Source organism: Propioniciclava flava (genome assembly GCF_004126535.1).
In the GTDB taxonomy this organism is placed as follows: domain Bacteria; phylum Actinomycetota; class Actinomycetes; order Propionibacteriales; family Propionibacteriaceae; genus Propioniciclava; species Propioniciclava flava.
Map to the genome: position 1 here is coordinate 242,459 of NZ_PPCV01000002.1, position 26,735 is coordinate 269,193.

Below are 26,735 nucleotides of genomic sequence, written 5' to 3' on the forward strand. Positions count from 1 at the left end.
GGCTCGTGAACGGCGGGGCCAGTCGCGGAGCGGTCTGCCGCCGGGCTTCGATGTGGTGGTGTGGACGCGCCAGGCGTGCGAGCGTTCCGGGGTGCCGGTCGGGGTAAGCGATCCGGTGGCGTTGGCCAAGCTCCGCGTCCTCACCCGCCCCGAACACTGACCACATCAGTACCCGCGAGCGTCGTCGTCCCGGCTGGGCGGCGGCGCTCACTACCGTGGTGGGTCAGGCTTTGAAGGTGAGTTCCACGCGTTCGGGTCGGAACCTCGCCCCGCGCTTGCCGGGCTGGGCGGGTTTGACGATGAGGGTGTCGATTAGGGCGGCGATGATCGCGCGTTTCTGCGGGATCGACCACTCCGACTCCCAGGCCGCCCGCAACGCCTCCTCGTCGCCGATGGGGATGCCCTTCAACGCAGACGACTTCGCGTTACGCCCGAGGGTAAGTTCGGCGCTGGTGATTGTCGCGGTGGCGGCGGTTTTCGCGGCGTGCAGCTCGGTGCGGGAGAGCAGGCCTGCGCCGTAGTCGCGGGCCATGTCTTCCATGCGTTGCCGCGCGGCAGTGATCTGCTCCATCGCCGCACTGACCCCCGCATCCTGACCCGGCGCGGTGGCGGGCAGCGTGGTCGCGGCCAGGCGCGTGATCATGGCCTCGCCTACCAGGGTTTCGATCCCGTGCGCGGATACGACGAGACCGCCACGTTCGGGCCTGCCGGGGAGGGGGAGGCAGCGGTAGAAGCGTCGCTTCCCGATCGAGGTCTCGCCGCGGTGGAGTCCCGAGGAGACGAGGGTGTTGCCGCACTTGGCGCAGGTGATTAGTCCTGCCAGCAGGCTCTTGGAGGAGCGGCCCACGCGCCGGTCGGGGTGGTTGAACACCGCCCGGATACGCATCGTCTCCTCCGGGGTGATGATCGGCTCCCAGTTCCCCGGCCCGAGGATCGCCCGGTCGCGTCGCTCCCACGTGGCGGTCGTCTTCGAGGCGGGTTCGTAGGCGCGCTGCCCCGAGATGCGGGCAGAGCAGAGGATCGAGCCGACCGTGCTCTCGTGCCACACGTTCAACCGGCTCTTCCCCTTCGATGGCGATACTGGCCCGTCGTCGCGGTTGAGCCACCTCGTGATCTGCCGCACCGATTGCCCGGCGAGGAACCGGTCGGCCATCTCGCGGATGACGGCTGCTTCTTCGGGGATGAGGACGCCGCCGATGCCGTATCCGTACTTCGCCCCGCCGTGCCAGTCACCACGCTCGGCCTTCTGCCGGTTCGCCCGGCGGATGCGGTCGGCTTTATGCCCGGACTCGTAGGAGGCGATCGCGACGAGCTGGCGCGCCATCAGCCTGCCTTCGTGGGTGTTCAGATCGAACCCACCGCCCTTGACCGTCTCGATGCGGATCGGATGCGCCTCCACGAGGTCAATGAGGTCTTCCAGTTCGCGGGGGCGACGGTAGAGGCGATCCACATGCCACGCCACGATCCGCGACGGCCCCAACTTCACCCGCTCCAACAGGTCGAGGTACCCGGGACGCTTCTTCCCCGAATAGGCCGAGATGTCGTTGTCCATGAACACCGCCGGATCGGTAATCCCGAGCCTCCCGCACATCTCAAGGCAGTCCTGACGCTGCCGCTCCACCCCGGCCTCCGCGCCCGTACGATCCTCACTGATGCGCAGGTACACCACCACCTGCTCCATGCTGTTGTTGTCTTCCGTGCCGTCCATGACGACCTCCCTCGTTGCCTGGTAGGTACGCCGGTCAAACCCGACACGTCGACAAGACCACCGCCATGAACGCGCTCCGACGCGCGTGGGAAGCCGAGCACGGCTCCGGTTCAGTCGTCGGTCTCGCGCCGTCAGCGGTCGCTGCCCAGGTTCTCGCCGATGATCTCGGGATCGGTACTGAGAACACGGCGAAGTGGTGGCAGAACCACCTCATCCACGGCACGACGTTCGAGGCGGGCCAGCTCGTCATCATTGACGAAGCCTCCCTCGCCGGCACCTTGTCACTGGACCGCCTCACCCACCTCGCGCAAGCCGCGAGCGCGAAGGTGCTGCTGGTCGGCGACTACGCCCAACTCCAATCCGTGGACGCGGGCGGCGCGTTCGCGATGGTCGCCAGAGACCGGGCCGATACCCCCGAACTGGTCGACGTTCACCGCTTCACCCACGCCTGGGAGAAGACCGCCTCACTCGAGCTACGCCACGGACACACCCGGGCCATCGAGATCTACCTCGCCCACCAGCGCATCACCGACGGCGACGCCGAGGCCATGACCGACACGGCCTACAACGCCTGGCGCGCCGACCGCGACGCCGGACTCACCTCGGTGCTGATCGCCGAAACCCACGAAGACGTGACCGCGCTGAACCGTCGCGCCCGCGCCGACCTGATCCTCAACAAGACATTGATCCCCGACCGCGAAGTCGAACTGCGCGACGGCACCGCCGCAGGCGTCGGCGACACCATCATCACCCGACGCAACAACCGGAACCTCCGCACCATGGCAGGGCGGGACTGGGTACGCAACGGCGACATATGGACCATCACCGCCGTCGGCGACGACGGGACAATCACCATCGCACGCGACTACGGCACCAGCACCACCATTCGCGACGACGGAACCATCAGGGCTCGCAGGCGAGGGCGCAGGTTCGGCGGCAGCATCGTCCTCCCAGCCTCGTACGTGGCCGAGCATGTCGATCTCGGCTACGCGGTCACCGCCTACCGCGCGCAAGGCATCACGACCGACACTGCGCACGTCCTGGTCGAACCGACTTCGACCCGAGAGACCTTCTACGTCGCGATGAGCCGAGGACGGCACGCGAACCATGCCTACGTGATGCTCGACCGCGCCGACGACCATGCCCAGCCGCACCCTGGTGACGACCCACACGCCACCGCGCGAAGCGTGCTCTACGGCGTTCTGCAGCACAGCGGCACCGAACTCTCCGCGCACGAGACCATCGTGGCTGAGCAGGACCAGTGGGGCTCTATCGCTCAGCTCACCGCCGAGTATGAGACGATCGCCGCCGCCGCTCAGCACGACCGCTGGGCCACCCTCGTCCGTGGCTCCGGGCTCACCGACGAGCAGGCCGAGAGCGCCATAGAGTCCGAGGCGTTCGGCCCGCTCACGGCTGAACTCCGCCGGGCTGAAGCGAACCATCACGATGTCGATGCGTTGCTGCCGCGCCTCGTCACTGCGCGTGGATTCGGCGACGCGGACGACATCGCCGCCGTCCTCCACTACCGAGTCGAGCGGGCGACCGCCCGCCCGGCTGGCTCGGGCCGGACTCGCAAGCCACCGCGGCTCATCGCCGGCCTCATCCCATCGGCGCACGGAGTCATCGACGCCGAGATGCGAGCGGCACTCGACGAGCGGGAGGAACTGATCGAGGCACGCGCCGACGTCGCACTCGACGTCGCGCTGACCGGGAACGTGCCGTGGACGAAGGCCCTTGGAGTGCAGCCGAACGACCGGCACCGAGCCGCGGCCTGGCGCAGGGCCGCCCGCGTGGTCGCCGCTTACCGCGACCGCTACCGCGTCACCGACGACGCACCCCTCGGAGCCTCGCCCGAGTCTGCCGCGCAGAAGGTCGACGCCGCACGGGCAAGGGCCGCGCTCAGACAGGCGACGGACATCGCCACAGCGCCATCGGTCACGCGTCCTCAGGTGCGAACCGAACCGCAGTCTCGTCGCTTGTAGACCTTGGGTCAGGAGGTCAGACCCACCCAGTAGGATCAGAAGATGAGCTTGCTGCGTGCTCGCCGCAAGATCGTGGTCAGCCGCGAACCGAAGGGTGACAACTCGCCGAGGCAGTGAAGGTAGGTGTTGAGTGCGAACGACCGTGCACAAGCCAACAGACTCGCTCCCGGATGAGACGTGCATCGATGGCGCTTCGGGAGGTTCGCGGCCCACAGCAGTCGATCTGTTTGCCGGTGCTGGTGGCGCAACCCAAGGGTTGATCGATGCCGGGTTCGACGTGATCGGCGCTGTTGAGTTTGACACCACCGCTGCCCAGTCCTACCGCCTGAATCACGAACGTACGCGGCTGTGGGAGCGGGACATTCGGCAGGTTAGCGCAGCCGAGGTGAAGCGCGAGCTAGAGCTGAAGACGGGCGAGTTGACGCTGCTGAAGGCGTGCCCGCCTTGTCAAGGGTTTTCCTCGCTCGCAGAAGGTCGCATTCAGGGCGACGATCCTCGCAACGACCTGGTGAATCACACGGTCAGATTCGTTCGAGCGCTCAGACCCCGCGCCGTGTTGGTCGAAAACGTGCCCGGGCTGGGGCGTGACAGGCGGTCCACAGAACTACTGACTGCGCTGAGCCGGATGGGCTACAACGCGCGTGCCTACCATGTAAATGCGGTCGAGTTCGGCGTACCGCAGCGACGCAAGCGACTCATCATCCTGGCCTTGCGCGGCACGCGCACGCTACTCCCGCAGTCTCTCACCACAACCGATCCCGAGACGCCCGTGACAGTGCGAGACGCCTTCCGTCAGCTGGAGGCTGAAGTCCCTGCTGACGATCCGCTCGGCGTGCATCGCATCCTGCCGGACAACGTGCTCAGAAGGGTTCAAGCGATCCCCGTGGGTGGCAATCGCCGCGACCTTCCGGAGCACCTTCAGCTCGAATGCCATAAGAAGTTGGCCAAAGAGAAGAAGCGTGGGGCGTCCGGGTCATACGGACGGCTTCGCTGGGATCAGCCTGCGCCGACGATGACGACTCGGTGCACAACCCCGGCTTGTGGGCCTTTTCTGCATCCAGAGGAGCATCGGCCGATCACTTTGCGCGAGGCGGCGGCGATTCAGACGTTTCCGCCGGACTACAAGTTCGCCGGTACGAGAGGTGCTGTTGAACGTCAGATCGGCAACGCCGTCCCCGTACGCATGGCAGCCAGGATCGCAGGTGCGCTGCTCGACTCACTCGAAGGACGGGCTGCGTAGGGACTATTCGGCGTTGTCCTCATCCGGTCTGATGTCCGTGCTCGGTGCGGTCTCCGTAGCGGAGTCGCGTTGGATCGCCTGAATCCGGGGGTCGTCCTGAGGTGCGCGTTCAGCGATCACGTCGAGGTAGTCACGGTGCAGACGCTCCGCCGCCTCAAGGAGGTGGTCCCAGGGTGAGATGCGGTAGCCACTCTTGACCATGTCCTGAAGCTCGCTATTGATCCCAGGCTCGTCCTTGAGCCCAGAATGGATCATCACACCGAGAATCTGCGAACGCTGAGTAGAGAAGTTGCCCGCCTTCTCGTTCCGGTCACGAAGCGTGTTTACGTATCCGCGCAGTTGGCCGAGTTCCTTGAGGCCGATCTTGTCGCCGGGGCGTTTCACCTCGACGACGATCGCGGTGCTGCTGTCTCCGATGCAGAGAAAATCGAGCCTGCGCTGATCGCCTTCGCTGACCTCGGAGTGGAATGTCTCACGCAAGACCGTTTCGAGGGAACGTTCGTGATGGAGCAGTTGCCACATGGGGTCGATGATCCACGGATGCTCACGCAGAAGGTCCTGCATGGTCGGCTTCTCGGGGGCGCGTTCCTTGATGAGCCGCTTGAGCGTCTGGATCACGACCACCCGGCCGCGTACGAGTTGTGCGGCCTGGACTGCCTCTAGAATGTCCCACTCGCTCATCAAGTCGAGGATGGACTTCTGGTCAGATGCAGCGAGTTCGCTGAGTTCCTTGAGCAGCGCGAAGAACTGCTCGTTCTCATAGGCGTTCAGAAGGATCTCGACGATCTGATCGAGCCGGTCAGACTCCATCGTCGGGGAATCGGCGAGCGTCTGAATCGCTCTGAGGAGCTCCTTCTGCTGCCGTTCCGGAAACTTCTCGATCCGCTTCATGTAGGTCGTGGAGACCCTGAGGCGTTCCTTCTGCCTCTTGGCGCGAGCAGCGGCCCACTTGCGCAGAGACTCCCGCAGCATGCCCTGGCCCCATTCCAGGATCGGCTGCGCGATGGGATGCTCCCACAGGACTGTGGCGCGGTCGGTGGCGATCAAGTCGTCAGAGTAGGAGTCGAGTCCGTCCACGAATACCTCGCCGGTGAGGTACTGAAGCCCCAGCTGGTTCTGCGTTCCACCGCTCATGTCGAAGAAGAACGGGGTCTGGACCAGTTTTCCTCTAGAGAGCACGGAGATGCCTCGGATGTCATCGTTCTTGATCGGCTTCTCGGTGAATCCGACCCACCACTGGACTGTTCCGACGCCGGGCAGGTCGACGGTGTCGAGACCGTTCTCTGGATAACGAAACTGGAGCTCCGTCTCGTCCGAGGCGAGTGCGTCGTTATTGAGCGTCACCTGGAAGGAATTGCTGAGGATCGAGAATCGTCGTCCCATGCTCCGTCGGAACGATGCAGACGGGATGCGATTCTTCAACTGGAGCTCGGTCAGACGCACCTCGGTCCCGTTGGGTCGCGTCTCATCCGGTAGGAGCACCCTGTCTTCGAGCACGGTAGGACGATACGTGTTGGTGTTGCTACTCACGAGGTCGTCGTAGCTCATCTGGAATGAGGTGAGATGGCCGTCGCTGACAGTTGTAATCGTGACGATCTTCGCGATGCCGAAACCGGCGAGCTTTCCGAGGCCCTTGCGCCCGAGGACAAGTCGTCCACCGGGCGAACGATCTGCGCCGGAGGCCCGTCGATCCCTCCCGACGAGCAGGTACTTTTCGTTTACGTCCTCGAAGGTCATTCCGAGACCGTCGTCTCGGATCACGATCTCAGAGTTCGCGTCGAGAGCTGTGTCGAGCGGAACCTCGATCTGTACGGAGGTCGCGTCGGCGTCGTAGGCGTTCGCGACCAGCTCCGCGATGGCTGGCACCGCGCCGGAGTACATCTGCAGCCCGAGGTGGCGAACAAGCGACCCCGCGAAGTCCATCGTCAACTCTCGACCGCTCACAGGACTCCTTCCGCAGGAACGAAGGTTCCGCGAGGAGGCGTCAGAACCGCATGGCTAGAGTCTACTCGCCGCGCTTCACGCACCCGATGGCGTTGCTCGACTGGGCCGCGTGGTGAGTGGCTACAGCACCCGTTGATCCGACCGCGACGTCGCCGTGCGGGTGTGCTCGTACGCACGTCGTTCGCCTACAGGCGTGGGGCGCTCCGCCTGGCGGACACCGATGATCTGTTCAGAGTGCGACACGATGCGAGCGATCTTCAGTTCCAGCAACTCGTGCGGTCCATTGCTTGTTGCACTGGTCACCGGGCCGGGAACAGCTCCGACGGCGCGGCCGAGTTCGTGCGCGCGTCGGGCGACGGTCATGGATCCAGAGCGAACGCCAGCCTCGACCACGACGGTGGTCGCAGACAGCGCGGCCATCAGCCGCGCCCGAGCAATGAAGCGATGGCGCGTCGGCACTGCGGCCGGTGGAACCTCGCTGACCAGGAGGCCGAGGTCGGCCACTCGTTCAAGCAGTTCACGGTGACCCATCGGGTAGGGACGATCAACGCCGTTCGCCATGACAGCGATCGTGTCGCCGCCTGACGCGAGGGTCGCTCGGTGGGCGGCGCCTTCGATGCCGTATGCGCCGCCGGCCACGATGATCCGCTCAGCGTTGGCGAGGTCGGAGGCAAGCTGCCCGGCCACATGGTCGCCGTAGGAGGTCGAGGCCCTCGCGCCGGTGATCGTAACGAAATCGCTGAGCGGTCGCGCGAGGAACGATGTCGTGCCACGAGCCCACAGGACGTATGGCCGTCGGTCGGCAAGATCGTCGAGCGCGGAAGGCCACTCCTTGTCGCCGGGGACTAGCGCGCCGATACCAGCGCGCTCGGCTTCGACGACGTTCTGCTCAAGTGTCCGAGCGTCTGAGCGCTCGAACTGGGAACGCCACACCTGGGCGTCAACGTTACTGAGGCCCGGCACCACGTCGTCACGTTCGGCGAGTCGGAGCAACTCAAGCGCTCCCAGCTTGCCCAGGAGTCGGCCTGTTACCGCGTCGTCTGGTTCGACGATCATCGACAGCACCATCCGTGCTGTGCGCTCGTCCTGGACTACGTCGCTCAGGTTCGTCATCGTCGGGCCCTCTCACTCCTACAGAGAGGTGCGCGCGGCAACTCGGGAGCGAAGGGTTCCGTGAACGCCGACCCCGGCGTACAGTGGATGGTTAAGCAGGTTCTCCTCATATTGCGGGTCCTCCGGGACGGCCTTCGGGCACTCACACACGTTCTGCCTCCTCGACGGAGTAACACGTGTGACGAGAGGCCCGTCATGTTCCGCCTTATCTGGACGCTCAGCGTTCGCACTCGCGACTATCTGCACCGCTACATGCCGAGCAACCAGCTGCTCGCTGCCATCCGCACCCGTCGCGGACTCAAGTGGGGGATACCCGCGATGCTGGTCGCGCTTCCGTACATCCTGATCGCCAGCGTCTGCTCGGGCGCGACAGCCGACGGCGGCCCCGGCTGGCTCCACCTCATCGTGCTGTGGGCATGCTGGAACGCGCTCAAGTTCATCATCATGGGACCCGTGAGCGTCGCTCTGCTCATCCGTGCGCGCCTGCGCGAGGCTGCGGTCCGTCGTCACCAGCGCCACGACTCGCGCGTCGAGGCGAGCCTGCGTGAGCCAGCCCTTCGTGTCTAGGCTCAACCGCCCACGGTAGTGGATGCCGTGATGCGAGAACCACAGCGCCCGCCAGGCCGGATCACGACACCGTGCGAAGCGAGAGCTCGCCGGACCGCCTGAGGCCCCGCCCCAACCTTCACGCCGACCTCTACCAGCGTCAACCCGCTGAGGTAGAGGTCGGCTGTTTCGTGGATGCGGGAGGGGTCGAACCGTCCACGGCGGATCGTCACCTCCCGCCGGGTGAGGTGGGTGGCGACCGTGCGGCGGTTGACTCCGAAGCGGGATGCCAACTCAACGAGCGTCGCTCCCTCGCGATACTGCGCCACCAGATCGTCGACCTGCTCCGGGCGAAGGAGGGTTTGAGCCATCCCAAGTGATCGCACCACTCGCCCCCTGGAGTCGGACACAGTAGGCTCGGAGGAGCGCTGGTCGTGGTCGTAGAAGCCCCGTGACCTGCGCAAAGACAAGGTTTTCAAGGGTGGGCAGGGGTTCTCAAACTCTCTACGGAGGTCCACCCACATCGAATCCCGTTCGGCTATGTAATCCAGCCGGGCGGGGTTTTCTTTATTCGCGGCGGCCCGGCGTGGCTGGTGAGCCAATCGGTGAGTCAATCCACTTTTGCCACGCACCCTTGCCTTCCCCGCGTGTCGAGTCGACCGCTTGGTGTGCGGTCAGGGGTTACGCCTGCGGGGTGGGGAGGGCCTCGGCCAGGCCGATCAGGACGCCTTCTGGGCCGCGGATGTAGCACAGCCGGTAGGCGTCCTCGTAGCGGACAACCTCCTCGGAGACCAGTTCGACGCCGTGAGGCTGCAGCCGGGCCAAGGTGGTGTCGAGGTCGTCGACGGCGAACATGACGCGCAGGTAGCCCAGGGCGTTCACGGGGGCGCGGCGATGATCGGCGATGACGTCGGGGGTAAGGAAGCGGGACAGTTCCAGTGCGCTGTGGCCATCAGGGGTGCGCAGCATAGCGATCTCGACGCGCTGGGTACCCAGGCCGGTGACTCGGCCCGCCCACGGCCCCTCGATCACAGTGCGGCCTTCCAAGGTGAGCCCCAGATCGACGAAGAAAGGGATCGCGGCGTCCAGGTCGGCGACCACCAGGCCGACGTTGTCCATGCGCACGGGCATGCCCGCAGCCTAGCGGTGTCCGCCACCGTTGAGACCGACGGTGCCTGTCCTTCGAGGGGAGGAGAATCGGCCCGTGTGGGAAACGCTGATCGCCCGGGTGCGGCACCTTGCCTCGTCGCGGCGGTGGCGGGTTGCCCGCAACGGCGTCCTGGCCGGCCTGCTGGCTGGCGCCGTCGTCTGCCTGTACCGCTATCTCATCGAAATCGCCACCGGCTTCGCGGTTCAGACCTACGCCTACCTCGGTGAGCATCCCTGGATGATCCCGGTATGGGGGGTCGCCGCAGCGGTGGTCGTCGTGGGGGTCTGGCTGGTCCTGCGGTGGGAACCCCAGGCGTCCGGTTCGGGCATCCCGCAAGTGAAGGGCTTCCTGCTCGGCGGGCTCGGCATGCGCCCCGGACGCGTCATCGGTGCCCGGTTCCTCGGCGGTACGAGCGGTGCGGTGTTCGGGCTCTCCCTGGGCCGCGAAGGGCCCTCTATCCATCTGGGTGCGGCCGTCGCGGCACTCCTTCGGCGTCCGCTCCGCGCCACCCCCGAAGAAGCCGACCACCTCGTCACCAGCGGAGCCGCAGCAGGCCTCGCCGCCGCCTTCAACGCCCCCGTCTCCGGGATGATCTTCGGCATGGAGGGCCTCCACCGCAGCTTCTCCCCGCTCGTGGTGGCCTCCGCGTCCACCGGAGCGCTCGCTGCCGGTGCCGTCTCACCCCTCGTCTTCGGGCCCCACTCAATCCTGCAATTCGCCGCCGTGGATCCGCTGCCGCTCACCGAACTCTGGCTGCTCCTCCCGCTCGGGATCATCACGGGAGTGCTCGGCGCGGCCGTCAACCGGCTGCTCCTCGCCTCCCAAACGCTCGCCCACCTGCCCGGCCCCACAGGGCTGGGGGTCGCCTTCGGGGCCGCGCTACTCGTCGGCCTGACCATGCCCCAGGTGCTCGGCGGGGGAGCGCCGCTGATCGGCTGGGCCGAGCAAGCAAGCGCCGGAATCGGCGTCCTGCTGATCCTCCTGGCAGGCAAAATGCTCTTCACCGCGATCAGCTTCGGCAGCGGCATCCCCGGCGGGATCTTCATGCCGATCCTCGCCATGGGGACGCTGTGCGGGGCCAGCTACGCCGTCGTCCTGCGCACCTGGGGCATCTCGCCCGCCTCCCAAGCGGTCGTCGCCCTGTGCGGCATGGCCGGGCTGCTCGCCGCGACCGTCCGCACACCCCTCACGTCGATCCTGCTCACCGCCGAAATGAGCGGAAGCCTGTCCCACCTGCTACCGGTGGCGCTCGTCGTCATCATCGCGGCCTTCACCGCGGACGCCCTCCGCGTCCCACCCATCTACGAGGCGCTGCTGGAACGCCGCCTCCGCGCCGAGAACGCAGCGGCGGCGTCCTAGGACGACCCGACTACAGTTCGACGACCTCGAACTCGAGGAGATCCGCGCCACTGGCCACCGGCTTGGTGCCCGGGCCCGCATGCGCGGCAGCAGCACGGTTGTCGCGCCACTGCACGAACGACTCCTCATCCGCCCACGTGGTGACGACGAAGTACCGATCATCGCCGCGCACCGGACGCAGAAGCTGGAAACCCAAGAACCCCGGCTCCTGATCGACGGCGTGCTTGCGCGCCGCGAAACGAGCCTCCAGTTCGGTACCCGAACCTGCGGGGACAGAGATTGCGTTGATCTTGACGACTGCCATGCCCCCGAGTGTAGGAGGGTCCACCCCGCCAGGGCCCATGGGAGACTGGGTCGGTGGGGGGACACGCGGTGCTGCTGATCGGCGTCCCCGCCCTGGAGGGCTGGATCCGGGAACGCACCGCCTTCTACGACGCGAGTTTCCTGTCCGCCGACCCACGGTTCGCGCACGCCCACATCACGATCCTGGCGCCCTGCCCGCCCGACCTCACACTCCTGACGCGCGTCGCCGCCACGGTGGCACCCTTCGATTTCACCCTTCGCCGCTGCGGGCAGTTCCCCGACGGAACGATCCACCTGATTCCCGAACCCGCCGACGGTTTCACCGCCCTCACCGCCGCGGCACGGGCCGCCGCACCCCACATTCGCCCCTACTGGGGGCGAGCGGAACCCGCACCGCACCTCACCCTCGACCGGACAGGGCCCGGCGTCAGCGTCGCCTCCACGCTGTCGTCCCTGGCCGATGTCGTTCCCGCACGCGGGCGAGCCGAGGAACTGCTGCTCACCTGGTGGGAGTCCGACAGGTGCCGCGTCCTGGGTGCCGCCCCGCTCGGCGATGGCACGAACTGAGAAGATCTCAGGTTTGTAAAGTCCCCAATCGGGGACGTTCGACGCTAGGTTGAACCAATGGACCCGTCGACTCGACCGCGACGGTGCAGAGGGGAGGCTTCATGATCGTCGTGCCCGTGATCGTGGCGCTCGCCTTGCTGACCCTTCTCGCTACCCTGCAGGCCCTGCTGGCCCTGGGGCAACCCGTGGGCGAATACCTGTGGGGTGGTCGCCATCGCTGCGCCACCCCTCGGCTGCGTCAGGTGGCACGCTGGGCCGTCCTCGCCTACGCGGTGGCTGCACTCGTCTTGCTGAGCCGTGCCGACCTGCTGCCCGGGCACGATGCCCCCTTCATTCGCGCCCTGGCCTGGATCGTGTTCGCCTACGGCGCCTGCCAAGTCATCCTCAACGCCATGTCGAGCAGCCGACGCCAGCGCAAACTGATGATGCCCGTGAGCACCGTGCTCATGCTGAGCGTCCTGCTGATCGCAGCCAGCTGACGCGTCCGGCACTACACCGGCGGCAGCGGCACCTCGACGACGCGCCGCCCGCCCTGGTACGACGCCAGCACGTCCGCGAGACCCGCAGCCTCCACCCTGACGCCGTCGGCGCCGAACCCCCGCGCGAGCGTGACCGGATCAAGCACCTGACCTGCGGCGAAGAACCGCTCAAACAGCGGACGCGGCGCGCGCCCGTGTTCCAGGCCGCCGAAAATCCCCCCGCCGTGATCGTTGACCACGATGACGTCCAGGTCGGGTTCGGCCTCCAGCGTCCCCCGCCCGAGCCCGCCGACGTCGTGAGCGAAACTCAGATCCCCCAGCACGACGCGCACCGGTGCGCCCAGCCCGATGGCCAGCCCGTGCGCGGTAGAGATCAGCCCATCGATCCCCGCAAGGCCCCGGTTGGCGAGCACGCGGACGCCGCGATCCCTTCCGGGAACGACGGTGTCGAAGGCGCGCACCGTGTTCGAGGAGCCCAACAGCAGCACGCCGGGCGCCTCCCAGACCGCAAGCGCCACCTGTTCGATCGGTGAGGGCACGTAGGTGCGGGCCACCGCGGCGTCGGCCTCACGCCAGCGCTCTAACCAGGCGATGTCCGCGACCCGTGCGGGCGGCGGCGTCACCGCGGGAACAATGGCTGTCGCGTGACCGGTGACGTCATTCCAGCGCGCGGTGGGGGACACCACGATCACCTCACGATCACCGCGGGCCAGCAACGCCGACATCGTCCGTGACAAGGTTGGATGCCCGAACACGATCAATCGACGCGCATCATCGGCCAGCCCGTCGGCCACCAGGCGCTGATAGTGGACGATCGCACCCTCGACGCGCGCCCCCGACGACGGCTCGGCCAGCAGGGGCCACTGCGCGAGCAGGGCCAACTCTGCAGCACTCCCCCCCGCGCCGTCCCCCGCGATGACCAACGTGCGGGCGTCCGGCGGGAGCGCGGCGGCGCTGGCGCCCAGTTCTGGGGCGATCACCTCGGTGGGCATCAACCGTCCGATGTCCTCCCAGCGGTCGGCGGGCACCAGCGGCTCAGCGAAGCCGATGTTGAGCTGGACCGGCCCCGGATCGCGGGTGATCGTGCCGAGCGCCGCCGCCACCGCCCTGGTCACCTGGCCTTGGACCGCGGCAGGGTTCATGCGCGCCGGAAGATCGGCCGACCAGCGCGTCGCCACCCCGTACAGGTGCGGCTGATGGGTCGTCTGGCTGGCGCCCGTCCCGCGCCACTCGTGGGGGCGATCCGCACTGAGCACCACCAACGGCAGCCCCGTATGCGAAGCCTCCAGGACGGCTGGATGCAGGTTCGCCACCGCAGTGCCCGACGTGGTGACGACCGCCACCGCACGATGCTCACCGTTGAGCGCATGGGCTTTCAGCAACCCGAGCGCGTAGAACCCGGCGGTGCGCTCATCGACGCGGACGTGCACCCGCACCAACCCTGCAGCTTCGGCATCCGCCGCGGCATAGGCCAGTGGCGCCGACCGCGAGCCGGGCGCGATCACGATGTGCCGCAGGCCCGTGCTCACGAGCCGTGCGATCACCTCACGGGCCATCTGGGTGGAACTCATGCCAACACCTCATCCAGATCGATGCCGCCCACGTCGGCGACCCGATGCAGGCGTTCCAGCCAGCGCGCAGCCACCGCGTCCGGGGCGTGCGTCAGCGCGGTGGGGGCGACGCGTCCCCCAGGCAGCGAACCCGCCTCAGGGACGAGGGGAGTGGCCGCGACATCCTGCTCGAACATGGTGACCGTGGCCAGCCCCGAGGCCAACTCGATCCCTGGAAGGGCGGCGGCGAGGGCCACCCCCGCGGCGATCCCGACCGACGACTCCAGGGCCGAGGAGACCACCATCGGCAAACCCAGTTCGGCCACCAGGGCCAGGCAGGCCCGGACGCCGCCCAGGGGCTGCACCTTGATGACGACCACGTCGGCGGCCTCTGCGCGCTTGACCGCCAGCGGATCGGACGCGCGGCGAATCGACTCGTCGGCCGCGATGGGCACCGACACGCGACGCCGGAGCCGGGCCAGATCATCGACGCCAGCCACCGGCTGCTCGGCATACTGCAAACCCCCGGCTGCACGATCCAGGGCGGGAACAGCCCGCACGGCGTCCTCCAGTGACCAGGCGGCGTTGGCGTCCACGCGCACCTGCCCGGACGGGCCCAGGGCGTCCCGGACGGCGGCGACCCGGTCGAGGTCCTCACCCAGCGACTGGCCGGCCTGCGCGACCTTCACCTTCACCGTCGTGCACCCGGAGGAGGCGACGATCTCGGCGGCACGAACCGGCCCGACGGCAGGCACAGTGGCGTTGACCGCGACCCGCTCACGCACCGGCGTCGGGTAGGGCAGCGTCGCCGCCTCGACGGCCGCACGCAGCCACGGGACGCAGGTCACGTCGTCGTAATCCCAAAACGGGGAGAACTCGCCCCACCCGGCGGGCCCCCGGAGCAGGACGCCGTCGCGACGGTCCAGGTTGCGGAACCGATCGCGTAGGCCCGTGGAGTAGACCGCGATCATGGCCGGTCCACCGGGGACAGCGCCTCGTACATGGGCAGGAACTTGCGCGCCGTCTCCGCGAGTTCCTCCGACGGGTCAGAACCGGCCACGATCCCGCCGCCCGCGTACAGCCGGATGCCGGTGCCATGTTGCTCTACCTGCCCGCACCGCAAGGCGATGGCGAACTCCCCGGCGCCGGAGGCGTCCAGCCAGCCCACCGGGCCCGCATAGCGGCCACGATCGAAGCCTTCCAACTCAGCCAAGACGGACGCGGCCAGCGCGGTCGGCGTCCCGCAGACCGCGGCGCTGGGGTGAAGGACCCCGGCGACCGCCAGCGCGCTGGCGGGCTCGCGGAGTTCCCCGGTGATGTCGGTGGCCAGGTGCATGATGCGTGGTAGCCGGATCACGTGAGGGTCGGAGCGCCGCACCGCCGCGACGGTGGCGAGCTTCTCCGCGACCGATGCCGCCGCGTAAGCGTGCTCGGCGTGGTCTTTGCCGGAACTGGCGAGCCGGGTGGCGGTCACATCGTCCAGGGTGAGGTCGCCGCTGACGGGCGCAGACCCGGCCAGGGCCTGGGAGCGCACGTGGCGTCCATCGACGGCGGCCAGCATCTCCGGTGAGGAACCGACCATGCCGTCGACGTGGAACGTGTAGGACTGCGGGTTGGCCCGTTGCAGCCGGGTCAGCAGGGCGGACACGTCGAGCGGGCGGGACGCGGTGGCCTCCAGGTCGCGGGCCAGCACGACCTTCTCCAGGTCGCCGACCGCGAGGCGTTGCACTGCGGCGGCCACGGCGCACCGGAACCCTTCACGGGTGAGGGTCCCCGGACGCAGGTCGAGTTCCTCGAACTCGGCGGGGGCACTCACCGGCGGCAAAGCGCCGGACGTGTCGGGGGCATTGGCTACCACGGTGAGGACGCCGTCCTGCCACACCCCCAGCAGCGCGGGAACGATCAGTACCGACGCGGTCGCGGAGTCGTCGGCGAAGCTGGTGGTGACGAACGCGACCGGCGCGGTGACGCCGCCGGACACGACCGCCCGCGAGGTGCGCGCGAGGAAAGTGGTGAACCCCGCGTCGAGATCGGTGAAACGCTGCGCGCCGTGCGCGGTGAAGCGGGCGGCCTCGCCCCACCCCAGCAACGCCCGCCGCTCGGCGTCCGCTCCGGTAGCCCACACCAGCGGCACACCGCGACGCAGGGAATCCTCGAGCGGCTCGGCGACGGTGCACACGACCGGGGCCGCGGACACAGTGGGCGGCGTAGGGATCACGAGGGGGAAGTCTACCGTCGCGCCTGGCCGCAGCCCGATCCCGATGGTCCTGTCGTAGGCTGGGCGACCATGGGCAACCCGTTTGATCCGACCCGGTGGCGCACCGTCGAAGGCTTCGATTTCACCGACATCACCTACCACCGTGCCGTGGACGAGCAGGGGCATGACCTGCCGGCCGTCCGGGTGGCGTTCGATCGCCCCGAGGTCCGCAACGCGTTCCGCCCCCACACCGTCGATGAGCTCTACCGGGCTCTCGACCATGCCCGGATGACCTCCGATGTCGGCACCGTCATCCTCACCGGCAACGGCCCGTCGGCGAAAGATGGCGGGTGGGCGTTCTGTTCTGGCGGCGACCAGCGCGTCCGCGGCCGCGACGGCTACCGCTACGAAACCGACGGTGCGGACGCGTCCGCCGATCCGGCCACCCGACGCGAACAGATCGACCCAGCCCGTGCCGGACGCCTGCACATCCTCGAAGTGCAGCGCCTGATCCGGACGATGCCAAAGGTCGTGATCTGCGTGGTCAGCGGCTGGGCAGCGGGCGGCGGGCACTCGCTCAACGTGGTGTGCGACCTGTCGATCGCGTCGCGGCAGCACGCCCGGTTCATGCAAACCGACGCCAACGTGGGCAGCTTCGACGCAGGCTATGGTTCGACGCTGTTGGCCCGTCAGGCCGGCGACAAGCGGGCCCGGGAGATTTTCTTCCTGGCCCGGGAATACTCCGCCGAGGACGCCGAACGCTGGGGTGTAGTCAACGAGGTCGCCGACCACGACGACATCGAATCGCTCGCCCTGGAGTATGCGGCCATCATCGCCACCAAGTCGCCCCAGGCGATCCGCATGCTGAAGTACGCCTTCAACCTCGCCGACGACGGCTTGGCCGGGCAACAGGTGTTCGCCGGGGAAGCCACCCGCATGGCCTACATGACCGCCGAAGCCCAAGAGGGGCGTGACGCGTTCGTCGAACGGCGCGATCCCGACTGGACCGGCTACCCCTACTACTACTGACGTGCCCGCCCCGGTCTGGGGCGTCGGCGGCACCGGCCCCGACGCGATCGCCGCCCTGTATGCGCACCTGCTCGATCACTGTGGTGCACGTGCGGGGCGCGCTGGGCGTCAGGCTGGCCCGTGGTTGATGGCCCCCGACGCGGACGCCTACACCGCCGCGGTGGCGCGGTTGCGGGCCGTCCCCGAGTCGGTCGACGTGATCATCGCGACGTCGGGATCCACCGACGGTCGCGGGCACCTGGTCGGCCTCACGATGGACGCCCTGCTCGCCTCGGCGTCCGCCACCCTGAATCGTCTGGGCGGCCCGGGGCAGTGGGTGACCTCGCTGCCCCTGCACGGCGTCGCCGGATTCCAGGTGGTGCTGCGCAGCGCCGTCGCCGGGATACCACCCGTGGTGTATTCCCCCTCCTCGGGTTTCGACGCAGGCCTGTTGGAGCGCGCCGTCACCGCGTTGGGGCCCGGTCGCGCCTACCTGTCGCTGGTCCCGACCCAGTTGCACGCCGCACTGGAGGTCGGGGCGCCAGGGCTGGCCCGCTTCGATGCCGTGCTGGTCGGCGGTGCCGCGCTGGCCCCCGAATTGGCCGCCCGCGCCGCCACGGCGGGGGTACGCGTCGTCACCACCTACGGATCCACCGAAACCGCCGGGGGCTGCGTGTACGACGGCCTCCCCCTGGAGGGCGTGCGCGTCCGCATTCGCGACGACGCCGAGGCACCTTCCCCGACCGCACCTGGACGCATCCTGCTCGCGGGGCCGATGCTCGCCGACGGGTACCTCGATGTCGCGCCCGACGCCCAGCCCTTCGTCCATGAGGACGGCCAGCGCTGGCTCGTCACCTCTGACCTAGGAACGCTGAGCGAAGGACGCCTGCGCGTCCTCGGGCGCGCCGACGACGTCGTGATCAGCGGCGGCACCAACGTCGCCCCGCAGGTCGTGGAGGAAGCCCTCGCCACGCTGGGCGGGGAATGGCTCGTCGTCGGCGTCCCCGACCCGCACTGGGGGCAGCGGATCACCGCCGTCACCACCCACCCGGACGCCGACCTGAACGCGGCCCGCGCCGCCACCGCGGCCCTGCGTCCAGCGGAGCGGCCTCGCGCGCTGGTGCGTGTCGCGACGCTGCCGATGAGGCCCACCGGCAAGCCCGATCGTCGCGCCGCCGCGCAGCTAGCGGCCACCCTCCAAGCGCTCGGGCAGGCCGAAACACGCTGAAAGAGCACCGCAGGGCCCTCAGACACGGCCAAAGGCGTACCGAAGGAGCCCCCGCCCGGTTACGGTGGGCACTGCTGACAGAAGGGGGCTGACCATCAGCAGCACGCACGCCGTCACGGCGAGGAGGGGCCGGGCCCTGTTCGCCGGCACCATCGGCAACCTCGTGGAGTGGTTCGACTGGTCGATCTACGCCTTCTTCCTGCCGTACTTCGCGGCGTCCTTCTTCCCCTCCGGTGACCGGATCGCACAACTCCTCGCGGGGTTCCTCATCTTTGCCATCGGGTTCTTCATGCGGCCCCTCGGCGGGGCCCTGCTGGGGTCCTACGCCGACCGGCACGGACGCCGCGCGGGCATGACGTTGGGCATCGCCCTCATGGCCGGGGCCAGCCTGGTCATCGCGCTCGTCCCCGACTACACCCGCATCGGGCTGGCCGCGCCGGTGGTGCTGACTCTGGCTCGCTGCGTGCAGGGCCTGTCTGCGGGCGGCGAATTTGGGATCTCGTCGGCGTACCTCGTCGAGAACGCGCCGCCGGGACGCCGGGCCTGGGCCGGATCCTTCCAGCAGGTCTCGGTCGGCGCAGGAACCCTCCTGGCCTCGCTGCTGGCCGCGGTCATGTTCCTGCGCCTCCCGGACGCGGCCTTGATGACCTGGGGCTGGCGGGGCGCTTTCGGCCTGGGAGCGATCCTCGGCCTGCTGGGGCTGTGGCTGCGCCTGGCTGTGCCCGACACCGCCTCCTTCGACCGCATCCGGCAAGAGGGACGCGTCGCGTCACGTCCGCTGGCCAAGGTCCTGCGCGAACACCCCAGGGAAGTGCTGCGAGTCATCGGCATGGTGGCCGCCGGGACGGCCCTGGTGCAGTTCTGGTTCGTGTCGCTGCCCAGCATCATGCACCTGCGCACCGGCGTCGAACTGGCCGACGCCCAACTGGCGACGATGGTCGGGCTAGCGGCGTTCACCGTCTTGCAGCCCGTCTCGGGGTGGCTCTCGGATCGCTTCGGTCGGCGTCCGCTGCTGCTCATCTTCGCTCTCGGATCGGCCGTTTCCTTCGTCCCGATGCTGTCGACGGTCGGCATGACCATGTCCAGCGTGCTCGTGGCTGTCGCGGTGAACGCCGTGCTACTGGCCGCCTACGCCGGATCGCTCGCCGCCGTGATGGCCGAGCAGTTCCCCGCCGAGGTGCGCACCGCGGGCATCTCTTTGCCGTATGGCGTCGCCGTGGCCGTCTTCGGGGGCCTGACCCCGGTGCTGGCGACCGCGTCCTTGCAGTTCGACCTGTTCTGGGTGTTCCAGGCAGTGATGGTCGCGCTGTGCCTCATCTCCGCCGTCGTGTTTTGGCGCATGCCCGAAACCTCCGGCACCTGACCACCCATGAAGGAGCACTGATGATCGAGATCATGCGAGACGAAGACCTGCCGCGAGCCCGCGCCGCCGGAGCCCTGGTGGGCGCCATTTTGGAGGCGATGCGGGAGCGCACCGTCGTCGGCACGAATCTGCTGGAGATCGACGAGTGGACCAAGGAGATGATGCTGGGCGCGGGAGGAGAGTCGTGCTACGTCGACTACGCGCCGTCCTTCGGCAACGGACCGTTCGGCCACTACATCTGCACGGCGGTCAACGACGCGGTCCTGCACGGGCTGCCCCGCGATTACGCGCTGGCCGACGGTGACCTCCTGACCCTCGACCTGGCCCTCTCGCTGGAGGGGGTGGTCGCGGACGCCGCCATCAGCTTCGTCGTCGGGACGAACTCCCCGGAGAAGCAACGACTCATCGACGCGACGCGTGACGCGCTCGCTGCGGGCATCGCCGCCGTGCGCCCCGGCGGCCGCGTCGGCGACATCTCCGCAGCCATCGGTGCCGTGCTGCGCGGCGCCGGATTCCGTGTCAACACCGAGTTTGGCGGTCACGGTGTCGGCTCGACCATGCACCAGGAGCCGTCGATCCCCAACGATGGCCGCGCCCACCATGGCCCGCGGCTGCGCGTGGGGCAACTGATCGCGATCGAGCCGTGGGTGATGGTCGACACCGACGAACTCGTCTTCGACCCCGACGGCTGGACGCTGCGCAGCGCCACCGGCTGTCTGACCGCCCACACGGAGCACACCGTCGCCGTGACCCGGGACGGTGCCGAGATCATGACGGGAGCACCCGCCCGCTAACCCTGGCCGAACCGATGGCGCTTGGGGCGTCGTCGGTGTCGCGGACGCGTCCGTCAGAACGCCGCTAGCCCGGTGAACTCGCAGGAGTTCACCGGGCTAGCGGCTGTCGTGAGGGGATCAGGCCTTGCGTGCTCGGCGGATCCCGAGGGCACCCAGTGCTACCAGCGCGAGTCCCGCGGCGCCCAGGCCGATTGCTTGACCGCCCCCGGTGAAGGGCAGCGTGCCCGGTTCAGGGGTGGCGGTGGGGCTTGCTGTCGGGGAGGCCGTCGGGGACGACGTGGGGGTCGGAGTCGTCGTGGGCGAGGGGGTCGGCGACGGTGTTGGCTGGGGGGCGCGGAACTGGACCCAGTAGCCCGCCGTTGCCGAAACCCCGGACTCGGAGACGGGGGAGGCCCCGTCGGCGGTGATCGAGATCGTGCCCGGTGCGTCGGCGGTCAACCCGCTGAGCGTCGCGGTGCACGACGCGGTGGCGCCGGGGGCCAACGTGACGGCGTCACCGGTGACGTCGGGGGAACAGACCGGCGCCGTGAGCGTCAGGCCTGATGCCGATGGTGCCGCCAGGTGAACGTGGGTGACGTTCGCCGTCCCCGTGTTGGTGAGGGTGAACGTGACGGGGTAGGCGTCGGCCGTGGTGACGATGCGGGGTGCCTCGGCGGTCGTGGCGCCTTGGGCATCGGTGATCGTGGCGCTTAGGGCGGGGGTGCCCACCGGGTGCGGGGCCGGGGCTGAGGTTCCACGCAAGGGCTGTGTGGGCGTGGAGTAGGACGCATCGGTTTCGGTGGCGGTGAGCGGGTTCGGGCCGGACGGGAGCGGGCTGGTCAGGGTCAGCGTCCAGGTGAGGTCGGCGTTCACGGTGGCCGTGCCGAGGACCGCTCCGGCGGCCGTGGTGACCGTGATGTCGTCGCCGGGGTAACTCCCGGTACCCGTCACCGTTCCCAGGCCGTCGACCGACGTGGCCTTCCATCCGGCCACGGTAGGCGTCGGCAAGCAGATCTTGGCCGTGAAATCATCCACCATGAAGATCGTGTACGAACCATTCGGTGCGGTGGGGTTCTCCTGGGAGACGCCTGTCGTGTAGGTCAACGTCTGGCCGAGTGCCAGGGTCGATGCCACCGCACGGACGGGAAGGCGCTGCCCGGTGTTGTCGTAGGGGATCGCGGCGGTACCGGTGAGTGGCACGGGAACCGACTCGGCCGGCACGGAGGCCGTCATCTTGGTGCCGAGGATGTACGCGCTGCCATCCCAGGCGCCCGCATCATAGATCTCGACGGTGCTGCCCGCGGGCGGAGTGACCCGTCCCTCCCACCCGGCCGGAAACTCGCCCTGGGTCACGAACGCGCCGTACTGGGCGTCCCAGGGCGCCTGGAGGTAGTTGAGGTGATTGACCGTGGCGGCCATTTGCGTAGCCGAGTAGTAGGCCGTGACATCGTGAAGTTCCCGGGCTGCATTGCCGGACGTCGTGTTCGTCAGGGTTCGGGCGAAGGAACGCAGCGAGTAATCGCCGACATTCTGGACAGCCGGTCCTGCTGCCGCCCCGGTGGTGGAGTTGCGCCACTTCCAGTCAGTCTTCAACCCGGGCTTGGGCGTCGCGTCACCACCGAAATACAGGGGCTTGCTGAGTTCGCACGGGCTGGGAACCGGATCGGCCGCCGCGGCCAAGGGCGTGCTCATCGGCAAGGTCGCCAGCGCGACGAGACCCGCCGCGACCACCGCCGCTGCTCTCCGCATCCGCATATGTTGTCTCCCTGGTGAGGTGATGTTCCGGCGCCCGAACATTCCGTCCTCCGGGGGTGGGTGTCGTCGTCCGCAAGAGTCATGCGGGCGCCGACGAAAACAGGTGAGGCGTCGATAGTCCGCGACCATGGTGGCATGACCACGCCACGAAGTGATAACGGGGTTACATCCTGATGAGGTCAGTCGCCGGGCTTGAACCTCCGCAAGCGCGTCGAGTTGGTCACGACGAAAACGCTCGACAGGCTCATGGCCAGGCCCGCGATCAGCGGATTCAGTAGGCCGAACGCAGCCAAGGGAATCGCAGCAATGTTGTAGCCGAATGCCCACACCAGGTTTCCGCGGATCGTGCGCAGCGTCCGACGCGCCAACGCGATGGCGTCCGGGATCACATTGAGGTTGCGCCGCACCAAGATGATGTCGGCCGACTTCAGCGCCACATCGGTACCCGAGACCACGGCCAACCCAAGATTCGCTGACGCCAGCGCCGCGGCATCATTGATGCCGTCGCCGACCATCGCGACCCGGCGACCTTCCGCCTGCAGCCGCTCGATCACCGACGCCTTCTGCGTCGGCAGCACCTCGGCGATCACCTCGTCGACGCCCACCAAGCCGCCCACCACGTCGGCGGCGGCTTGACGATCCCCGGTGAGGAGAACGGTGTGCAGCCCCATCTTCTTCAGCCGGGCGATCGCCCCCGGGGCGGAATCCTTGAGGGCGTCCGTCACCGTGATGACACCCAGGCATTGCCCGGCTACCGCCACGAGCACGGCCGTAGCGGCCAGGTTGGCGGCGGCCTCAACCCGCGCCAGCGCCTCGGCCGGAACATCCATGCCCCGCTCCTCCAGGAGCGCGGCGTTCCCGATCAGGACCTCCTGGTCCTCGACGCGGCCGACCGCACCGCGTCCGGGAATCGCCGTGACGTCGACGGCGCGCGCCCACTCCACCTCGTCCTGGGCGGCTCGCTTGACGATGGCACGAGCCAGCGGATGCTCCGACTGTTCCTCGACCGCGGCGGCATGTCGCAGAAGGGCGGTGGGGGAGGCCTCGCCCAGCGCGTGGATGCCCGTCGCGGTCATCGCCCCCGTGGTCAGGGTGCCGGTCTTGTCCAGCACGACCGTGTCGATCACACCGGACGCCTCCAAGGCGTCGGGGCCCTTGATGAGGATGCCCAACTGCCCGCCGCGTCCCACACCCACCATGAGCGCCGTGGGGGTGGCCAAGCCGAGCGCGCACGGACAGGCGATGATCAAGACGCTCAGGGCGGCACTGAAGGAGGCACGGGGGCCGCCGCCCAGCAGCAGCCACGTGGTGAGGGTGATCAAAGCGATCACCAGCACGGCGGGCACGAACCAGGAAACCACCTTGTCGACCTGCGTCTGCACGGACGCCTTACGGGCCTGGGCCTGCTCGGCGGTGGCCGCCATCTGCGCCAGTTGCGTGTGGGCGCCGACGCGATCCGCGCGCACGATGAGCGCGCCGGTCGTGTTGACCGTCCCGCCCAGCACGGCGTCCCCCTCGGTGACGTCGCGGGGGATCGGCTCGCCGGTCATCATCGACGTATCGAGGGCCGAGGAACCCAGCACCACCGTGCCGTCGGTGGCGATCCGCTCGCCAGGACGGACCGAGAACCGATCCCCGACGAGCAACTCCCCGATGGGGATGACGGATTCGGCCCCGTCGCGGATCACGCGCACCGAGGACGGGGCGAGCTTGGCGAGGGCCGACAAGACGCTACGCGCCGATCGCTTGGAACGCGCCTCCATGTAGCGCCCGCCCAGCAAGAACGTGGTCACCGCCGAGGCGACCTCCAGGTAGAGCGAGTCCGCGCCGCCGGGAGCGATGCCGTAGCCCAACCAGAACCCCTCGTGATCCTCGGCTCCAAGAATCGTCGAGATCAACGACCAGGAGAAGGCGGCGAGGATGCCGAGGGAGACCAGCGTGTCCATCGACGTGCTGCCGTGACGCACGTTGCGCCAGGCCGCCTTATGGAACGGCCACGCGCACCAGAAGACGACTGGCAGTGCCGTGATGAGCAGCACCCACTGCCAGCCAGGGAACCGCATCTGGGGAGCCAACGCGAGCACGATCGCGACATCGCCCAACGGGACGGTCAGCAGTGCCGCGACGATCAGGCGGTTGCGCAGCATCTTCACCCGGTCGGTGTAGCCCTCCGCCTCCTGCCCGTCACGAACCTCCGAGGCCCCATAGCCCGCCTTCTCGACGACGGCGACCGCCTCGGGGGCCCGCTCCGCGGCCAACCCCAACACGACGGCACGTTCGGTGGCGTAGTTGACGGTGGCCGAGACGCCCTCCATCTTGTTGAGCTTCTTCTCGATGCGGGAGGCGCATGCGGCGCACGTCATCCCGGAGATGTCGAGTTCGACGCGCTGATCCAGTGCGCTCGGGGCGGGCTGGGTGTCGATGCTCATGACGTCCTCGTTTCGTGATCGCCAGCCCCGGCCCCGCGGTCGCGCCGGGCCAACTCGGCCAGCATGTCGTTGTAGGCGTCGTAGGAGTCGTCCTCGCCCGAGTCATCGGCGGCGTCGATCTCCGCGGCGTCCTTGCTGTCTTGGCGGAACCATTGCGCAGCCAGCACGGCAATCACGATGAACAGCGGCACCTCGCCCAAGAACCAGGTGGCCTGGCCTGCCGTGTTCTGTTCGGCGAGCAGGTCGGTGATCCATGGGACGGCGAGCGTCTCGTAGAAGTCCGCGCCGATCAGGCTGCGGCTGGACAAGATGCTGACCGCGAAGATCGCGTGGAACGGCATGATCGAGATGACCAAGGCCAGCTTCAGCAGATGGGGGAGTTGGCGTCCGGCCTTGTCGCTGCCGATGATGTGATCGAAGAACAGGTAGCCGGTCACCATGAAGAACAACAGCATCAACTGGTGGGCCCAGTGATATTTCATGAGGTAGGTGAACGCGGGGGTGAAGTACACCGCGAACAGGCTGCCGACATAGAGCAGCCACGCCACCAAGGGACTGGTCAGCACCTGCCAGGGGCGAGACGCTTCGAGGGCTTCCAGCGCAGCAGCCGCGCCCACGCGTCCTGGGCGGGGATCGGACGCCGCGGTGATGAGGCCGAGCGGTCCGCCGAGAACGGCAAGGACCGGAACCATCATGTTGACGGTCATGTGCACGACCATGTGCCAGGTGTACTGGACGGTCGAGTACTCCCACAGGCCCGTCACGGCCAGGAACAGCGTCAGCAGCCAGGCGGCGCACCAGGCGGCCAACCGCACGATCGGATAGGGACGGCCCAGGCGGCGGGCACGCACCCAAGCGATGACATACCAGCTGATCGCCGCCACCACGATGACGACCCACAGCAGGTTGGGACGCCCCAAGGACACCAGGCGCGCGATCGTCGGGCCCACCTGCACCTGATAGCCCAAATAGTTGATCATGATGTTTTGCGGTTCGAGGAACCGGGGCGGCGGGACGTGGTTCTCCGCGGCCAGGCAGGCCACGTAGGCCACCGCGAGCAACACGTCACGCCCGATGCCTGCGCCCGGGCGTGCGCCTCTGATCGCGCGGAGGATCCAACTCAGCAGCCACAGGGCGGCGATCCCCGCCATGGCGAGTTGCCAGCCGCCGTAGGGCGTGGCCGTCGGGGAAACCCCGGCCAACTGCTGCCAGGCGATCAGGGACTGTCCGGCGATGGCCACCAGGAGCAGCGGCAGCGCGAGGCGGTGGTAGCTGCTCGCGGCGTCCCGCGTGCCGAACAGCCACGAGCCGAGAGCCAGCGACATGAGCGGAACCGACGCCAGCGTCGCGATGACGGCGGCATCGGTGGCCCAGTCGTGGTTCAGGCCCACGGTCACATTGCCGGTCACGGCCACGAACATCAAGGCGACGATTCCCAGGCCCCAGCACCAGGCGAAGCTGGCCCAGCGCCGCGATACATAGGAGGCGATCACGCACCCCAGCGCGACGATGGCGGAGGTGAGCCAGGCCAGCGCCGAGGGGGACGCCCACAGGAACGTCCACCAGGACGAGGGGGTGAGCGTGGTGTGGATTCCGACGCCGTTGACGTAGGCGGGGTTGGCGAACGTGTTGAGGACAGAGGCGGCGAACCAGATCTGAGCCAGGCGTCCCGCCGACCGGGCGAACCGCTGCCCCGCGGGGGTCAGGGCGCCATCGACGAGGCCAGTACCCAGCGCCGCCACGCAGAACCCGAGCGTCCCGATGGCGGACAGGCGAGCCGTCAGATCCCCCAGCAGGGAGATCGCGCCCGTGACGTCGTCGGCTTGGAGCCGTGCGGGCAAGGGAGGACGCACCGCGAGATCCAAAGCAACCAGCCATACCGCCACGTAGGCGGCCACCACGACGGCGGCCAGCCCGATCAACATGCCTGTACTGGGCACCCGGGGGGCGTGCGACGACGATGGCGCTGTGCTCACAGGGCAACCTCAACTCAGGGGACGGCGACGGGATCAGGGCGAGTCTAACCCCGGGCGTGTCGGTG

General features: G+C 68.3%; 22 protein-coding genes. 10 read left to right on the forward strand and 12 right to left on the reverse strand.

Translation table 11 applies throughout. The annotated features are described in order from the left end of the window. Positions 1–223: 223 nt before the first annotated feature. Positions 224–1,708: a recombinase family protein gene (locus C1706_RS03945; RefSeq protein ID WP_048768662.1), complete on the reverse strand. Its 1,485-nt coding sequence runs from the start codon at positions 1,706–1,708 to the stop codon at positions 224–226. A gap of 65 nt (positions 1,709–1,773) precedes the next feature. Here C1706_RS03945 and C1706_RS14505 point away from each other — a divergent pair, with 65 nt between their 5' ends. Then, positions 1,774–3,690, forward strand: a complete 1,917-nt coding sequence (locus C1706_RS14505; protein ID WP_241653413.1) for an ATP-dependent DNA helicase — start codon at positions 1,774–1,776, stop codon at positions 3,688–3,690. Positions 3,691–3,820: 130 nt separating this feature from the next. Next, positions 3,821–4,930, forward strand: coding sequence for a DNA cytosine methyltransferase (locus tag C1706_RS03955; protein WP_129457922.1), 1,110 nt, complete (start codon positions 3,821–3,823; stop codon positions 4,928–4,930). 3 nt (positions 4,931–4,933) lie between these two features. On the opposite strand, the gene C1706_RS03960 is transcribed toward C1706_RS03955, so the two are convergent. Together C1706_RS03960 and C1706_RS03965 are read right to left on the reverse strand one after the other, a co-directional pair. After that, positions 4,934–6,853 (reverse strand): ATP-binding protein, encoded by a 1,920-nt coding sequence (locus tag C1706_RS03960; protein ID WP_241653426.1) that lies wholly within the window; start codon positions 6,851–6,853, stop codon positions 4,934–4,936. 141 nt (positions 6,854–6,994) lie between these two features. Continuing rightward, positions 6,995–7,987, reverse strand: a complete 993-nt coding sequence (locus tag C1706_RS03965) for a DNA-processing protein DprA (RefSeq protein ID WP_206660954.1) — start codon at positions 7,985–7,987, stop codon at positions 6,995–6,997. 195 nt (positions 7,988–8,182) lie between these two features. Between C1706_RS03965 and C1706_RS03970 the strand changes: the two genes are divergently transcribed. Further along, entirely contained in the window at positions 8,183–8,554 is a 372-nt protein-coding gene (locus C1706_RS03970) for a sulfate permease (RefSeq protein WP_129457924.1), read from the forward strand. A gap of 2 nt (positions 8,555–8,556) precedes the next feature. On the opposite strand, the gene C1706_RS14260 is transcribed toward C1706_RS03970, so the two are convergent. Then, on the reverse strand, positions 8,557–8,904 hold the full coding sequence (locus C1706_RS14260; protein WP_241653414.1) for a helix-turn-helix domain-containing protein: 348 nt from the start codon (positions 8,902–8,904) through the stop codon (positions 8,557–8,559). 310 nt (positions 8,905–9,214) lie between these two features. Then, the gene (locus C1706_RS03980; protein WP_129457925.1) at positions 9,215–9,664 is read right to left on the reverse strand and encodes a VOC family protein; all 450 of its coding nucleotides are present in this window, start codon (positions 9,662–9,664) and stop codon (positions 9,215–9,217) included. Positions 9,665–9,737: 73 nt separating this feature from the next. Between C1706_RS03980 and C1706_RS03985 the strand changes: the two genes are divergently transcribed. Beyond that, positions 9,738–11,042, forward strand: a complete 1,305-nt coding sequence (locus C1706_RS03985) for a H(+)/Cl(-) exchange transporter ClcA (RefSeq protein WP_129457926.1) — start codon at positions 9,738–9,740, stop codon at positions 11,040–11,042. A 10-nt stretch (positions 11,043–11,052) separates the two neighbouring features. Here the strand turns inward: C1706_RS03985 and C1706_RS03990 are convergent, their stop codons facing one another. Next, a complete protein-coding gene (locus C1706_RS03990; RefSeq protein WP_129457927.1) occupies positions 11,053–11,346 on the reverse strand; it encodes an antibiotic biosynthesis monooxygenase family protein in 294 nt (97 codons plus the stop codon). Positions 11,347–11,399: 53 nt separating this feature from the next. Here C1706_RS03990 and C1706_RS03995 point away from each other — a divergent pair, with 53 nt between their 5' ends. Together C1706_RS03995 and C1706_RS04000 are read left to right on the forward strand one after the other, a co-directional pair. Next, the gene (locus tag C1706_RS03995; RefSeq protein ID WP_129457928.1) at positions 11,400–11,912 is read left to right on the forward strand and encodes a 2'-5' RNA ligase family protein; all 513 of its coding nucleotides are present in this window, start codon (positions 11,400–11,402) and stop codon (positions 11,910–11,912) included. 101 nt (positions 11,913–12,013) lie between these two features. Further along, a complete protein-coding gene (locus C1706_RS04000) occupies positions 12,014–12,391 on the forward strand; it encodes a hypothetical protein (protein WP_129457929.1) in 378 nt (125 codons plus the stop codon). Between the two features lie 11 nt (positions 12,392–12,402). Here the strand turns inward: C1706_RS04000 and menD are convergent, their stop codons facing one another. From menD to C1706_RS04015, 3 genes are read right to left on the reverse strand one after another with little or no spacing between them, the layout of a single operon-like run. Next, positions 12,403–13,962: a 2-succinyl-5-enolpyruvyl-6-hydroxy-3-cyclohexene-1-carboxylic-acid synthase gene (gene menD, locus C1706_RS04005; RefSeq protein ID WP_241653415.1), complete on the reverse strand. Its 1,560-nt coding sequence runs from the start codon at positions 13,960–13,962 to the stop codon at positions 12,403–12,405. Next, entirely contained in the window at positions 13,959–14,912 is a 954-nt protein-coding gene (locus C1706_RS04010; protein ID WP_129457930.1) for an o-succinylbenzoate synthase, read from the reverse strand. The genes menD and C1706_RS04010 overlap by 4 nt, the downstream gene beginning before the upstream one ends. Beyond that, entirely contained in the window at positions 14,909–16,159 is a 1,251-nt protein-coding gene (locus C1706_RS04015; RefSeq protein ID WP_164987423.1) for an isochorismate synthase, read from the reverse strand. The genes C1706_RS04010 and C1706_RS04015 overlap by 4 nt, the downstream gene beginning before the upstream one ends. Positions 16,160–16,228: 69 nt before the next feature. Here C1706_RS04015 and C1706_RS04020 point away from each other — a divergent pair, with 69 nt between their 5' ends. From C1706_RS04020 to map, 4 genes are all read left to right on the forward strand, one after another. Further along, a complete protein-coding gene (locus C1706_RS04020) occupies positions 16,229–17,167 on the forward strand; it encodes a 1,4-dihydroxy-2-naphthoyl-CoA synthase (protein WP_129457932.1) in 939 nt (312 codons plus the stop codon). A 1-nt stretch (position 17,168) separates the two neighbouring features. Then, on the forward strand, positions 17,169–18,374 hold the full coding sequence (locus C1706_RS04025; protein ID WP_129457933.1) for an AMP-binding protein: 1,206 nt from the start codon (positions 17,169–17,171) through the stop codon (positions 18,372–18,374). A 64-nt stretch (positions 18,375–18,438) separates the two neighbouring features. Further along, positions 18,439–19,737 carry an MFS transporter gene (locus C1706_RS04030; RefSeq protein WP_129457934.1) on the forward strand — a complete coding sequence of 433 codons (1,299 nt, stop codon included), beginning with the start codon at positions 18,439–18,441 and terminating at the stop codon, positions 19,735–19,737. Positions 19,738–19,757: 20 nt separating this feature from the next. Continuing rightward, positions 19,758–20,531 carry a type I methionyl aminopeptidase gene (map, locus tag C1706_RS04035; RefSeq protein ID WP_129457935.1) on the forward strand — a complete coding sequence of 258 codons (774 nt, stop codon included), beginning with the start codon at positions 19,758–19,760 and terminating at the stop codon, positions 20,529–20,531. A gap of 117 nt (positions 20,532–20,648) precedes the next feature. Here the strand turns inward: map and C1706_RS04040 are convergent, their stop codons facing one another. The 3 genes from C1706_RS04040 to C1706_RS04050 all read right to left on the reverse strand — a co-directional run bounded on the left by C1706_RS04040 (position 20,649) and on the right by C1706_RS04050 (position 26,619). Continuing rightward, a complete protein-coding gene (locus tag C1706_RS04040; protein WP_129457936.1) occupies positions 20,649–22,259 on the reverse strand; it encodes an Ig-like domain-containing protein in 1,611 nt (536 codons plus the stop codon). A 185-nt stretch (positions 22,260–22,444) separates the two neighbouring features. Further along, positions 22,445–24,694: a heavy metal translocating P-type ATPase gene (locus C1706_RS04045; RefSeq protein ID WP_129457937.1), complete on the reverse strand. Its 2,250-nt coding sequence runs from the start codon at positions 24,692–24,694 to the stop codon at positions 22,445–22,447. Next, entirely contained in the window at positions 24,691–26,619 is a 1,929-nt protein-coding gene (locus C1706_RS04050) for a cytochrome c oxidase assembly protein (RefSeq protein WP_129457938.1), read from the reverse strand. Before C1706_RS04050 ends, C1706_RS04045 begins: the two co-directional genes overlap by 4 nt. Positions 26,620–26,735: the final 116 nt, after the last annotated feature.

Coding starts and splice junctions, on each gene's coding strand:
- C1706_RS03945 (WP_048768662.1), bottom strand. CDS start 1,708: ATGGACGGCACGGAAGACAACAACAGCATGGAGCAGGTGGTGGTGTAC.
- C1706_RS14505 (WP_241653413.1), top strand. CDS start 1,774: ATGAACGCGCTCCGACGCGCGTGGGAAGCCGAGCACGGCTCCGGTTCA.
- C1706_RS03960 (WP_241653426.1), bottom strand. CDS start 6,853: ATGGACTTCGCGGGGTCGCTTGTTCGCCACCTCGGGCTGCAGATGTAC.
- C1706_RS03965 (WP_206660954.1), bottom strand. CDS start 7,987: ATGACGAACCTGAGCGACGTAGTCCAGGACGAGCGCACAGCACGGATG.
- C1706_RS03970 (WP_129457924.1), top strand. CDS start 8,183: ATGTTCCGCCTTATCTGGACGCTCAGCGTTCGCACTCGCGACTATCTG.
- C1706_RS14260 (WP_241653414.1), bottom strand. CDS start 8,904: ATGGCTCAAACCCTCCTTCGCCCGGAGCAGGTCGACGATCTGGTGGCG.
- C1706_RS03980 (WP_129457925.1), bottom strand. CDS start 9,664: ATGCCCGTGCGCATGGACAACGTCGGCCTGGTGGTCGCCGACCTGGAC.
- C1706_RS03990 (WP_129457927.1), bottom strand. CDS start 11,346: ATGGCAGTCGTCAAGATCAACGCAATCTCTGTCCCCGCAGGTTCGGGT.
- C1706_RS04000 (WP_129457929.1), top strand. CDS start 12,014: ATGATCGTCGTGCCCGTGATCGTGGCGCTCGCCTTGCTGACCCTTCTC.
- menD (WP_241653415.1), bottom strand. CDS start 13,962: ATGAGTTCCACCCAGATGGCCCGTGAGGTGATCGCACGGCTCGTGAGC.
- C1706_RS04010 (WP_129457930.1), bottom strand. CDS start 14,912: ATGATCGCGGTCTACTCCACGGGCCTACGCGATCGGTTCCGCAACCTG.
- C1706_RS04020 (WP_129457932.1), top strand. CDS start 16,229: ATGGGCAACCCGTTTGATCCGACCCGGTGGCGCACCGTCGAAGGCTTC.
- map (WP_129457935.1), top strand. CDS start 19,758: ATGATCGAGATCATGCGAGACGAAGACCTGCCGCGAGCCCGCGCCGCC.
- C1706_RS04040 (WP_129457936.1), bottom strand. CDS start 22,259: ATGCGGAGAGCAGCGGCGGTGGTCGCGGCGGGTCTCGTCGCGCTGGCG.
- C1706_RS04045 (WP_129457937.1), bottom strand. CDS start 24,694: ATGAGCATCGACACCCAGCCCGCCCCGAGCGCACTGGATCAGCGCGTC.
- C1706_RS04050 (WP_129457938.1), bottom strand. CDS start 26,619: ATGTTGATCGGGCTGGCCGCCGTCGTGGTGGCCGCCTACGTGGCGGTA.